Source organism: Undibacterium sp. GrIS 1.2 (assembly GCF_040544435.1).
Taxonomy (GTDB): Bacteria; Pseudomonadota; Gammaproteobacteria; order Burkholderiales; family Burkholderiaceae_D; genus Undibacterium.
On record NZ_JBEONP010000073.1, the window covers coordinates 1 to 13,054 of the forward strand.

General features: G+C 42.2%; 8 protein-coding genes. 4 read left to right on the forward strand and 4 right to left on the reverse strand.

The annotated features are described in order from the left end of the window. Positions 1 to 490: 490 nt before the first annotated feature. Together AAKU61_RS20405 and AAKU61_RS20410 are read left to right on the forward strand one after the other, a co-directional pair. On the forward strand, positions 491 to 3,124 hold the full coding sequence (locus AAKU61_RS20405; protein WP_354335245.1) for a TonB-dependent receptor: 2,634 nt from the start codon (positions 491 to 493) through the stop codon (positions 3,122 to 3,124). A gap of 15 nt (positions 3,125 to 3,139) precedes the next feature. Then, complete coding sequence (locus tag AAKU61_RS20410) at positions 3,140 to 4,135, forward strand: hypothetical protein (RefSeq protein ID WP_322118957.1); 996 nt, start codon at positions 3,140 to 3,142, stop codon at positions 4,133 to 4,135. 107 nt (positions 4,136 to 4,242) lie between these two features. Here AAKU61_RS20410 and AAKU61_RS20415 read toward each other — a convergent pair whose 3' ends face one another. The 4 genes from AAKU61_RS20415 to AAKU61_RS20430 are packed head-to-tail and all read right to left on the reverse strand — an operon-like array spanning position 4,243 to position 10,726. Further along, a complete protein-coding gene (locus AAKU61_RS20415) occupies positions 4,243 to 5,295 on the reverse strand; it encodes a YncE family protein (RefSeq protein WP_354335247.1) in 1,053 nt (350 codons plus the stop codon). An 18-nt stretch (positions 5,296 to 5,313) separates the two neighbouring features. Further along, on the reverse strand, positions 5,314 to 8,355 hold the full coding sequence (locus tag AAKU61_RS20420; RefSeq protein ID WP_354335249.1) for an efflux RND transporter permease subunit: 3,042 nt from the start codon (positions 8,353 to 8,355) through the stop codon (positions 5,314 to 5,316). Further along, positions 8,352 to 9,431: an efflux RND transporter periplasmic adaptor subunit gene (locus tag AAKU61_RS20425; RefSeq protein WP_354335251.1), complete on the reverse strand. Its 1,080-nt coding sequence runs from the start codon at positions 9,429 to 9,431 to the stop codon at positions 8,352 to 8,354. Before AAKU61_RS20425 ends, AAKU61_RS20420 begins: the two co-directional genes overlap by 4 nt. Then, positions 9,428 to 10,726, reverse strand: a complete 1,299-nt coding sequence (locus AAKU61_RS20430) for a TolC family protein (protein WP_354335253.1) — start codon at positions 10,724 to 10,726, stop codon at positions 9,428 to 9,430. Before AAKU61_RS20430 ends, AAKU61_RS20425 begins: the two co-directional genes overlap by 4 nt. 280 nt (positions 10,727 to 11,006) lie before the next feature. Between AAKU61_RS20430 and AAKU61_RS20435 the strand changes: the two genes are divergently transcribed. Together AAKU61_RS20435 and AAKU61_RS20440 are read left to right on the forward strand one after the other, a co-directional pair. Continuing rightward, positions 11,007 to 11,669, forward strand: a complete 663-nt coding sequence (locus AAKU61_RS20435; protein WP_354335255.1) for a response regulator — start codon at positions 11,007 to 11,009, stop codon at positions 11,667 to 11,669. After that, complete coding sequence (locus AAKU61_RS20440; RefSeq protein ID WP_354335257.1) at positions 11,666 to 12,964, forward strand: ATP-binding protein; 1,299 nt, start codon at positions 11,666 to 11,668, stop codon at positions 12,962 to 12,964. The genes AAKU61_RS20435 and AAKU61_RS20440 overlap by 4 nt, the downstream gene beginning before the upstream one ends. Positions 12,965 to 13,054: the final 90 nt, after the last annotated feature.

Consider the following 13,054-nt stretch of genomic DNA (forward strand, 5'->3'; position numbering starts at 1 on the left):
TGGGTCGTGGCTCATGCCTTCTCCTTAACTTTGAAACGAAGGAGTGTGGCGCGTTCATTTCATCATTGCTAGATGGTTGCGTCGGACGCTTACTGAGATTCAGAATATTTAATTAGACGGATGTGCCGTTAGTTTGTGCTCGTATTTTCAAATTAAAAACTTACCACCATAGCGATTAAAAACTTAAAGCATCCTTAATTTTTTCAAAATACAACGATATTTTAAGAAAAATTAAATGTCGTCTCCTTGTAATAAACCCCCTCTACTCTCCCGCCTCATAGAAGCAAAAATTTAAAGCAATTTAAGTGCTTTTCTTCGCGTTCACAACCCGACGAATGCGAAGACTTCTATCAATCAAAACGAATCATGAGATTGTTTGATCTCCGGTTTTGAAATCAACATTTTCTGAAATTTTTTTAAAACTTTTGCGAGTGCGAAGTATTGATTTCCGGCTTGAAAAATTTGCCCTGGCATCTAACCACTATCTATTATGCGAACACTAAATAAACATAAAACTTTACTATCCGTGCTCATATCACAGATATGTATTTCTTCTGCATTTGCTGCAGAGGATGCACCTCAAAATTCTGCAATCGAGACAGTTGTCATCGAGGCTCAACGTACTTCAAATGGTATTGCACGCAAAGCCCAAGAGGAAGCACCAAATTTAATCAATTTGATGACCGCAGTAGACATGAGAAAATTGCCCGATGTAAATATCGCAGAGTCAGTGAGACGAATCCCAGGTATTTCCTTAGAAACAGATACTGGCGAAGGTCGATTTATTAACATCCGAGGTTTAGATGCTGATCTCAATAGCACAACCTTTGGAGGCCTACGATTACCACCATCCAACAACGCAACACCATTTAGCGGAGGACGCGCTGTTGCATTGGATGCGATCCCCACCGGTCTTGTGGGTGCGATTACTGTCACAAAAACTAATCTCCCCGAACAAGACGCCGAGGCTCTGGGAGGGACGATTGAGATCACTCCAAAGACCGCTCCATTAAATGGAAAGCCTTTTTTTGAAGGCCGACTAGGTACCGGAAGAGAACAATTAAGAGGAACAGGGATTACTGATTTGTCATTCTCCGCAGGTGGCCGGTTTGGTGGAAGTGGTGCCACTAAATCAGCGATCACTGCTTTTTCAGACAATCCATTTTCTATCGTAGTTACTGCTGCCTATTATGAAGATAAACGCGGAATCGATGACGTAGAACCCGCTTTTCTTGATGACAATACTCATTCACCTCTTGCTTATGCAGGATGGGATCAGCGCTGGTATCAATACAATCGTAAGCGCCACGGCGTGGGTATAGATTTAGGCTACCAACCTGATGCAAAAAATAGTTACTACGTTAGAGCCTTTGATGCAGGTTATACAGAAACCGTGTTGCGCCAAAGATTAACCATTACCCCTGATGGCAATCCGGTTCAAACGGCGACAGGATTTATCGATGGCTTGAGTGTCAATGGATTCGATAAGACACTACGGCAAGAAAAAGAAACGATTAATAATCAGGTTTTTGTGCTCGGCGGTAAAAATCAATTTGACGAAAAAATTCTCGATTACCGTATCGGTATGACTAAAGGTTCGTACGACAAAAAGTACGATTACAATTCTGACTTTAACTATACTCCGGCTGCTGGAACGCCGTTCATTATTGGCTCGACAACGATCACTCCACCAACCATTAGCTACAATAATTTGGGCACGGGAAACACTCCATCGTTCGGAGTAAACGGCGCCGACTACCTCAACCCTGCGAACTACAATTTAGTTAAATTTCAAAATAGTACACAGAATATTTCAGATAAAGAATGGTCAGTCGCAGGGAATTTAAAGCTACCAGTCAAATGGGGCAACTTCGACTCAGAAAGTGTAAAAACAGGTGTAAGTGCAAGATTACGCACACGTGAAGTAAGGGGGCAACCATACTCCTATAACGGAATTTCCTCGATATCAATGTCAAACGCCTCATATGGCCCAGGAATTACTTTTTATGATGGCGCATATCAAAATGGACCACAATTAAGTCCTGATTTGCTACAAAATCAGCTGGCAGCTAAACAAATCATCAGTGACGATAACCTTACAAATGCAGCGCTTCAGTATCAAAAAGATAAAGAGGACGTTTATGCCGCGTATGGACAATATCAAATGACCTTGGGGAACGTAGGAATTATTACGGGCTTACGGTTTGAAAGCACTCGTGGAACATATGATGCAAATGCTAAAGGTGTTGATGCAAACGGCAATGCATTTATTTCTCCAGTTAGCCAAAGCAAATCTTATACAAATTTCTTCCCGAGCATTCAAGCACGTATCGAACTAAATAAATCGTTGCTATTACGCGCTGCGTACTCATCCACTATCGCTAGACCTGGTTTCAATCAGGTGAACGCCTCGTTAAATATCGATCCCAGTGCGAATACCGTGTCTCAAGGAAATCCCTCACTAAAGCCAGCCACGGCAAATTCGTTTGACGTCTCTTTAGAACAGTATTTGCCTAACTCTGGGATCCTATCTCTTGGGATATTTGACAAAGAAATTAGTAATTACATCGCGAATAACCTGACAAATCAAACCTTCCCCAATAATGGATTATTTGCAGGCTTTGTCGGAGTTGCTCACGTCTATTCCTATGCCAACACTGGAAAATCACGCGCGACAGGATTGGAGTTCAATTATGAACAACGCTTTAAGCAATTACCCGATGTATGGAGTGGGCTTGGCGTAGGCACCAACTACACCTATGTAAATTCTCGCTTTGAAATCAGGCCAGGCGAATATTCGAGTATGCCGTCAACCTCTAAGCAGACTGCTAACGCTAATATTTTTTATGAGAAAAAAGGAATTAATTTACGTTTAGGCGCTTACTATGTTTCACGTAATTTATGGGCGATAGGTGGCAGCAGCGCGACAGACGTTTTCTCTGAGCCACGCACTTCTATGGACTTCGGTAGCTCTTACGATATTAACGACAATGTCTCAATTTATTTTAATGCTAAAAATTTGACAAACACGCCATTGAAATTTGTAGAGGCAAGCTCTAATCGTACCATTCAGCGTGAATTTTACGGCGCGACTTATCAACTTGGCTTAAATATTAATTACTAAGTACAGGAAATATATATGAACTTTCGACCAAAAAAGAGTGCTATCTGCACCGGAATAATCGCGACGATTTGCTTAATACAACAACCATCTTATTCTGCTGAAAAAAACTTCGCAGTGTTACAAAAATGGTCCTTAGGTTCTGTAAGTAAATGGGACTATACGGATATTGACCCAGTCCGGCACCGCCTGTTTGTTACCAGAGGTGACCGGGTTGAAGTGTTTGAATTACCAAGCGGAAAACTAATTGATCAGATTCCGAGCACGATGGGAGTTCATGGCGTAGCATTTGCAGAGGATCTGAAATTAGGTTTTACCAGCAATGGCAAGACAAATTCGGTAACGGTATTTGATTTAGACACGCTGAAGGTAAAGCAAGAGATTAAAGTCGACGGCGTTAATCCTGATGCCATATTGTACGAACCTAATTCCAAAAAATTATTCGTATTTAATGGAAAAACTGCCAATGTGACAGTGATTGACGGCACCAGTATGAAAGTTATCGCAAGCATTCCCACTAACGGCAGACCTGAGTTCGCAGTTAGTAATAACGCAGGTAAGATTTTTTTTAATATTGAAGATAAATCCCAACTCAATGCGATTGATGTCGCTACGAATAAACTGATCTCCAGCTGGCACTTAAAAAATTGTGACGAACCTACTGGTTTAGCAATCGATATTCCGAATGATCGCTTATTTTCAGTTTGCCAAAATAAAGCAATGATAGTTACCGATGCAAAAAATGGAAAAGTAATTGCAGAGGTTACTATTGGCGAGCATCCAGATGCAGTCATCTACGATCAGGAAACTGCAACGATTTTCTCTTCTAACGGCGATGGAGGGGGATCTTTAACGGTCATTAAACAGTTGGACAGTGATCACTACAAAGTACTGGACAATGTAGTCACTGCTCAAGGTGCAAAGACTATGGCAATGGACAAGAAAACTAAAGTCATTTATCTACCGACAGTCGTGGACAAACAATTTTTGGTGCTCTCAGTCGGTAATAAATAGAGGGCATATCTTAAGTACGGAAAAGTATTTTTGGGATCTGAATTATAGGAAGATATTCGACTTTAGCAGTCAAATATCTTCCCATCCAAAGTCAATCTATTACAAATTTAGTTGGAAGAAACGGTGATTAGCGTAAATGATTCAGGCTTCAATTTTGGACGCTGATTTTCTGAAGCCTTAGCGGGTACATCTAACTCTGCTGCAACAAGGTAAATATTGTGCGATACGGTATCGAGTGCCATTGTTCTTGCAGTCACCATCGTCTTTACAGTCTGCTTAGTCATATAAGTATTTTTTGCGTCGACACCAACAACCGTTAAGGTTCCATCGCCATTAGAGCTAAATGCTAGCTGACGTTCTTGATCATAAACGGTCGCATCACTTCCCTTACCAATAGCAGGAGAACCAATAATTTTTCCGGTTTGCCCATCAACGATAGCCATCTTTTGATTGTGGCATCCGGAGAATAGTATTTCATGCTGCGTATCAATAGATAATCCGGCTGGCTCATCGCAGACAGATGTCAAATCAATCTTTTTTAACACGTTCATTTTTTGAGTATCAATCGAGACTAATTGATTTTTATCCTCGACGTTCACGAATAACTTTCCTTTGCCGTCAACAGCCGTAAATTCTGGTTTGCCGTCCAGCATAATAGTCCCTAATATTTTTTGGGATACCGCATCAATCACGGTTAAATTCATTGAGTCGCCATTTGCGACAAATACGCGCTGACTAAAGGAATCAAAAATAATTGCATCTGGCTTTTTTCCTACTGGAACAGTGCCTACTATTTTGAGTGAAGATAACTCAAAAATAGTTACCGAATTATCTTTACCATTACTTGTGAATCCTTTATTTAACGCAGGCGCTAGTGCAACACCATGAACACCGTTCGTATTCGGGATCATTGCTGTAACAGTCTTTGTAGCCAAATCAAATACATCAACGTGATCTCCTCTAGTAATAAACAGTCTTTGGTGATCAGCGTCAAATGTTAAATAATCCCATCTAATATCACCATCCAAATGCTGCGTATTGGTTACACGATAGTTCAAATCAGTCGCCATTGCAGGCGGCACAAAAGCTGCAACAGTAACTATTGAGAGCAGTACAAATGCGGTCGATACCATCGTATTCTTTTTAATCATAGTAAGCATTTCGATTTCCTTTTAAAGTTAAGGTACATGTTTGTCACGCATCAGATAAAACACCACTGGCATAACCAATAATACTAGTGGCAATTGAAAAATAAGGCCTGAAATAATGGCGATGGCTAAAGGCTGTTGCATCTCCGATCCCTGTCCGATCGCAAACGCCAATGGTAGTAAAGTCAAAATCGCTGCGATCGTCGTCATCGCAATCGGGCGCATGCGGTTAATACCTGCATGTATCATTGAAGCGAGCAGATCTTCTTGCGTAATTAGATCTTGTTGTTCAGAAAAATAGAAAATGGCGACTTCAGTCACCATTCCGATAATCATTGTCATACCCATCATCGCGGAAATATTCAATTCTGTATGGGTAATCCAAAGACCAATAAATACCGTCGATACTGCGAGCAAAGCAGTCAATAAAATAGCAATCGCCAACCGGAAACTTTCATATATAAACAACAGTAATAGAAAGACTAAGGTACTTGCCGCAGCAAAAACCGAAAGTAATCCCTGGAAAGCAATCTGCTGTTGCTCATATAGCCCACCTAATTGATAGTAGCTACCTTTTGGAAGTAGATTTTTTTGAGCCATCACTACTTTTACGTCTGCAATAACCGAACCAAGATCTCTGCCGCTAATCCGCCCGGTGACAGCGATCATTCGTTTCAGATTTTCACGTGCGATCTGAGGTTGGCCTGTGACAGCAATGATGGTGGCTACCCGACTTAATGGAAACATATGTCCATCTGGTGCTCTAACCAACAGACTCTTCAAATCGGTGTCAGTATTTCTTATCGACTTAGGACCCCAAACACGAACACCAATGGTTTTTATGCTATTGGCTACCTGGGTTGCAACATTACCGTTTAATGCTGTGTCTATACTTTTTGTCACGGTATCAATATCCATTCCCTCGACTGCGGCCTTCACTTGATCGATATGTATTTCAAGTGCATCACCCGCGGGATTGATACCGTTTTTCACATCCACAACACCTTGAATTTTTGAGATGGCATCAGCAACTCTGGCGGCAATTACTCCTGATTGATTTGGACTGGCTAAAAATAACTTAATTTCAATTGGCTGAGGTACAGCGGTCAGATCTCCGATTAAATCTTCCATTAACTGAGCCATTTCAATCTTTAGCCCAGGAACCTGATGCTCTACTTTGGTACGTATATCGTCCATCACTTCCTCTACCGGACGACGTGGAAAAGGCTTCAGACGGACGAAAAAATCGCCTTGATTAGCCTCACTCAAACCACCGCCAAGGCCCGTACCGGTACGTCTGGAATAAGTTTCTACATCTGGGGTTGCTCTGACAATGTCTTCAACCTGGACTAGCAAACGATCTGTTTCTGTCAATGCAGTTCCGGGAGCACTTTGATAATCAAGAACAAAACCACCTTCGTCCATGGATGGCATAAAACCCGATCCAACATGTTGAAAAGCAATCCAACCTAATAAAGCCAAAGGTAGAACACCAAACAAAATCAGGATTGGTCGAGTAAGAAGAGTATGTAAAAGCTTTTCATATCTAGTATGCATCCAACGAATCAAGCGCGTTTCAACTTTGTGGTCGGCATCCTTTGAGTTTAAGAATTTATCGGCAAGTAGCGGAACCGCCAACCATGTGACTAGGAACGAAATAAACAGAGCCGCAGCCATCGTCAACGACAGTGCCTTAAAAAAAGCCCCGGTGACACCAGTCAAAAAAGCCAACGGAACAAAAATAATTAGTGTGGATGCGCTAGAGCCAGCTAGTGGCCGAATAAACTCCAAAGCGGCGGCCATGACCCGCTCATGCATCTTGCCATTATTGTCTTGTAATCTACGGATGATATGTTCGATCATGACAATTGCGTCATCGATGATTAGACCCACTGCCGCGGCCATTCCACCCAAAGTCATGATGTTGAAACTCATCCCTAATACATAGAGTAAGACAACGGTCGTTGATAAAACGGCTGGAACAACTACGATAGCGATCAACATTACTTTGATGTTGCGCAGGAAGAAAAGTAAAACCAGTGCGGATAATGCAACCCCGATTAATACTGCATCGCGCACACTAGATGCAGAGGCCAATACCAATTGGCTCTGGTCGTACCAGTTCGATATTTTTATTCCGGCGGGTAACTGCACTTGGAATTCATTCAGCTTCTTTTTGACGTCTGATGCAATCTGCACGCTATTACTGCCAGGTTGCTGATAAACGGAAAATAAGACGGCATTTTTTCCATCGGCAGTCACACGTGTCCATCCGGGAACAGTTGATTGCTCAATCGCTGCAATGTCACTTAGATGCACTATCCCATTCGATTGATTTTTTATAATGCTATTTCGAATTTGCTCAATATTTTCAAATCGGCTATTAGCAATAGCCAAATACAATTTATAGTGATCCTCTAATCGTCCTACCGCACTAATGATATTGGTACTAGCGAGCATTTTAGAAACATCGTCAAACGTCAAATCAACCGATTTTAGTTTGATCGGATCGATAGTTACTCTATATTCCTCAACACTACCGCCTAAAACCTGTACCCGTGACACACCATCAATACTCGATAACAAGGGTCTAAGATCGTATTCTGCAAGATCGCGTAATTGGGTAGACGTAAGGCTGTTTGTCGTCAAACTATAGGCAATGATAGGGAAAACGGTTGGATCCATTTGCCGCGTCGATACGAGCGTACCTTGGGGCAATTGCACGGATATTTGCGCAATGGCAGCATTGATCTGCAAAGCAGAGGAAGCCATATCTCTTCCCCAATCAAAATTGACTGAAATTTCTGCAGATCCCCGACTAGTCGTAGAACGAACATTGCGTACGCCGGGTACACGTCGTACCGCCTCTTCAACAGGTCGGGTTACTAACATCTCCATCTGCTCTGCTGGTTGATCTCCCGCATCTAGTGCTACAACAACTCTTGGAAAATCAATGGTTGGAAATAAAGATACCGGCAGTTTTAATGCTGCAATAACGCCTGCAAGAGCAAGTATTAATAATAAAAATAGTATCGACCGACGATGAGATTGCGTCCAGGTAATTGCGCTCATCGCCCAACCTCACGTACCGACATTCCATCTTGTAATTCGTAATTGCCCAACACAACTACTGGAATTGAAGGATGTAGATTTCCGTCGACGCCATAAGTATTAGAAGTTTCAATCACTTTCGTCACCGGGATACGATGTGCTTTTCTGTCTAAAATCTGAAAAAGATAGGCACCTTTTTCGTCACTCAATACGGCTTGTCTTGGGACTTCCCATACAAGATTGTTCCCGATATGAATTAATCCTTGCACACGCATGCCGGGAATAAGAGCTGAATTTGCTTTTGCGGGTAAATCGACAAAGGCGTTAACTAATTGCGTTTTTGGATCAACCAGATTTTGTACATCACCTATTTTTACAGTAGAAATTTTGGACACGTCTTGGACAGAAGTAACGTTCACCGACATACCCGATCTGATCAAACGGCTTTGCGCAGGTTCAATTCCTAATTGAATTCTTAAAGTATCTGTGCGCCCGAGCTGTAATATCCCACCTCCTGCGGGAATACGCTCTCCTTGAGCTACTATTAGGTTCGCTATAACCCCGTCAAATGGAGCTGGTATTTTTAAATTTGTGATATTGCTCCCTAATTTTTTTTGTGTCAGTAAATTGGACTCAGCATCATCTAACTGTTTTTTCGCGCTATCCACCTGAGATTGCGTAGCCAGTTGAAGTGAAGCTAAATCCTCTATTCTTCGAAGTTCATTAGCAGCAAATTTTGCTGACGTTAGCGCCTGCGCATATGACGCTTGAGCATTTGGATCCGTCGATAAAATCGCAAGTGTTTCACCCTGACGTACTTGCTGACCAACGATCACCAGTATTTGGTTAATTTGTCCTGCTTGCGGGACGTTGATGGTGCTCACTCTCCCTGTAATAACCTCTCCGAACGCAGTCAATGTGCGGTCTAAGGATTTCTGATTAACTATTTGCGTTCTTACTAAAACACTGGGAGCTTCCTCGACCTTATCGGCTACGTCTGTCGTCTTCTGCGCGTTACCATTAAGTTTAAATAAGACCAATATACTTATTACCGCAACGCCCGCAATTAAGCCGGAAAATAGAATTTTTGGTCTCATGGGTGGTTGCTTTTTAGAGAGGTTGTGAAAGGCAGGTCGCCGCCAATTAAGGTCTGCAACGCGACTCTTTGTTCGAGAATATTTTCCTGAAGGTTAATCTCCTCAAGTTGTTTTGCTAGTAAAGCCGCATGAACATTTGCATAACTAAGGGAATCGATATTTTTATGCTGTAATGCAATCTCCGAATTTTTAGATGCGATGGAGAGCTGCGCTACCCCTAGCTTTACTTGTTGTAACTGTCGTTCATTAATTTGTTGATCATCCAGAATTTTATGAACATCGTTGTTAGTAATATCCAGACGTTGCTGATATTCGTCATACAGTTTTTGCCGTGTCGCTTTTTCAATAGCAATGACGCCTCGATTCCGGTTCAAAATCGGTAACGATAAAGTAAGCCCGACACCATTTGAATAAATGCCACTAGAGTCTCGTGCGCGAGTCAACCCGAGATTTAATGAGGGGAACTGAGCAATTATCGCAGCACGGTAGCGCTGATCTTGCGCCTGGTAACCTGCCTCTAACGCCATCAGATCAGGGCGCCTCTCAGTGACTTTATCTAGCGCTGTAAGAATCGCTTTTTCGTCTAAATCCGGTAGTGATACCGTATCCTGCAGAACAACAATCGTCTCTGGTTTTAAGCCTAATAATGTATTTAATTCGTGTCGGTATTGATTCGTCTGCCGCTCTAAATCATTTACTTGTTTCTGTACATCCTCAAGTGCAGTTAAGTTGGGAGTGACCATGTCACTGATTAAAAGTCCTCGACTTAACGCCATGTTCGTTCGTTCATAACGATCAGAAAATAATGTTTGATTGTATTGAAGGATTTCTTTTGATTTTTGTCCCTGTACTAATTTGACATAAAGTAGTCGAGCCTGCGACACGACCTGCCACTCTTGCCATAGAAGATTAAGATCTGTTTTTCTTACTTCGGCTTGAGCCGCAGACAATATCGATGATCGAGTAATCAAGGTACTGATATCAAAACTAAGGCCGTAACTAAATGCTTTAGTCAAACCTGGTCCAGCAGAGTTTGATAAATCGCCACTCAAGGCTAACTGAGGATCTGGCAATAATCCTGCGGCGAAAGCTTGTGCTTGCACGATACCAGCGTCGTCTCGTCCTATCTTCAGATCCGGATTATTCAATACAGCGATGATCGCCACATCCGTCATACTTAAGCGCTCTGCCGACTGAAACGGATGTGTTCGCTGTTCATCAACTGGCAATGACTTGAAATTCGTAGTTAAATGAGATGAGTACTCTTGTGTCGAAAAATCTTTGGCAAGTGGCATTGGTTGATAAGTTGCGCAAGCAGTTTGCAAGCTGCACAGTAAGGCCACGTAATATCTTCGCATGAGGTTTGTTCTACATAAGACTAGGAAATAGATATTTAGTTATAAAACAGCGCTGAGAGCTAATTTAAGTAACTACATCATAATTTCTGAATTCTTAAATAATCCTTAAGTCATCCAACAATATTCTTACTAATGCTCTTTGTGTTCGTGTTAAGTGGCTTTTAAGACTCGCCGCACTACAATCGACAACACAATTTTTATCTAAAAAGGAATCCAGGTGCGCGTGCTATTAATAGAAGACGACAGGATGATTGGAGAAAGTGTTGAGGAAGGTCTAAGAGCTGAACATTATGCTGTTGACCGGGTGCGCGATGGTGTGAGTGCATCAATGGCACTATCGAATGACGTATATGACGTTGTCCTACTGGATCTGGGCTTGCCGAAAAAAGCAGGCTTGGAAGTACTTAAAGATTACCGTAAGCAAGGCGGAGCTACCCCTGTACTGATTTTAACTGCGCGGGATACTACAGCTGAACGTATTTTAGGTTTAGACATCGGTGCTGATGATTATTTGATTAAACCATTTAATCTTGATGAGCTATTTGCCCGTATTCGGGCAATATTGCGACGGAATGCAGGACGCCCTCAGCCTACTATTTATTGCCGAGGGGTTAGGTTAAATCCCGCAAGTCATACGACAACTTTGAACGGTGAGCCGCTGCAATTGTCTTCCCGTGAATTCGCCTTATTACAAGCTCTCATGGATCCACCGGGACAAGTAGTTTCCAAATCACGATTAGAAGAAAAACTGTATGGCTGGATGGAAGAAGTTGAAAGTAACACTGTTGAAGTTTACATTCATCATCTCAGAAAAAAGCTAGGGGTTGATTTTATAAAAAATGTTCGTGGCGTTGGCTACATCGTGCTTGATCAGCCATGAGAACCATACGTCAACAATTACTCTTATGGTTATTTGGAGGGGCATTTTTCTGTTCAATTATCGCAGGAGGTGCACTTTTTCTAAAAATAAGGGAGGAAGCTAGCGAATTATTTGACGCACAATTAAAGCAAGTGGCGGGTTCACTGCCGGTCCCGATTGCAGCAGGTAGTAATGACAATATCGATGGTGGACCAGAGGAAAAGGTCGTACTCCAGGCATGGGACTACAAGGGGCATTCCGTCTATTCGTCTGATCCTGAATCTATATTGCCGTTATATCCGGCGTTAGGATTTAAGACGGTCACCATCGGTGATGAGCAATGGCGTGTGTATAGCCGGACGAAGCAAAATTTAATGATACAAGTCGCACAACCAACTCTGGTGCGTCAGACCCTAGCTGCGAGAATTGCTTTTCGCTGCTTACTTCCCTTCCTCATTTTAATTCCTATACTGGCATACTTCATATGGATAGCAGTAGGTCGCAGCTTGCTACCGTTGACGCAATTTGCCTATGCAGTAAAGAGCCGATCACCTGATGCTTTGCAACCGCTTTCTTTAGATGGACTATCACCAGAGGTAGTTCCTGTCGGTGAAGCATTAAATGATTTATTAAAGCGCCTTGATATCGCATTGACGACACAACGAGCTTTTATCGCTGATGCTGCACATGAGCTGAGAACTCCTATAGCGGCATTGAAGTTACAACTACAGTTGGTAGAGCGCGCTGTTGGCGAGGACCAACGATTAATCGCATTTAATAAATTACATGAGCGCCTGGATAGGACTAGTCATTTAGTCCATCAATTGCTCACCTTGGCACGTCATGAACCTGGACGAGAACAACAGTTATTTCATGACCTCAGTCTGCAGAAATTAGCTGAGAAAGTCGTCGTTGATTATTACCCATTGGCAGCGACCAAAAATATCGAATTTGGTATGGAGTTTGATCCCTTGACACCCAGTATCCATGGAAATATGGATGACCTCAATATACTCTTGAATAATATTGTAGATAATGCTTTACGCTATACCCCAGTTGGTGGACGTGTTGATATTAGTGTGAAGTACCAAAATAATAAATCAATCATTCGTGTGGTAGATAATGGGCCAGGAATTAGTCCTGAAGACCGCAGCCGAGTTTTTGACCGATTTTATCGTTGCGATGGAGTTGAACCTTGGGGAAGTGGCTTGGGATTGGCGATTGCGAAAAGTATCGCTGACATGCATTCAGCCAGAATCGAATTTGACAATAATCCGCTTGAACAAGGCTTGGTTGCCACAATTATTTTTAGTTGAGACCTTTGCATGACAGCCTTAATCAGAGCCGTTTCAGCAAAGGTTGAATTTTTAAAAAATAAAATGATGCTTTTTTAGTGATTTTGTCTT

Coding starts and splice junctions, on each gene's coding strand:
- AAKU61_RS20440 (WP_354335257.1), top strand. CDS start 11,666: ATGAGAACCATACGTCAACAATTACTCTTATGGTTATTTGGAGGGGCA.
- AAKU61_RS20415 (WP_354335247.1), bottom strand. CDS start 5,295: ATGCTTACTATGATTAAAAAGAATACGATGGTATCGACCGCATTTGTA.
- AAKU61_RS20410 (WP_322118957.1), top strand. CDS start 3,140: ATGAACTTTCGACCAAAAAAGAGTGCTATCTGCACCGGAATAATCGCG.
- AAKU61_RS20420 (WP_354335249.1), bottom strand. CDS start 8,355: ATGAGCGCAATTACCTGGACGCAATCTCATCGTCGGTCGATACTATTT.
- AAKU61_RS20425 (WP_354335251.1), bottom strand. CDS start 9,431: ATGAGACCAAAAATTCTATTTTCCGGCTTAATTGCGGGCGTTGCGGTA.
- AAKU61_RS20430 (WP_354335253.1), bottom strand. CDS start 10,726: ATGCCACTTGCCAAAGATTTTTCGACACAAGAGTACTCATCTCATTTA.
- AAKU61_RS20405 (WP_354335245.1), top strand. CDS start 491: ATGCGAACACTAAATAAACATAAAACTTTACTATCCGTGCTCATATCA.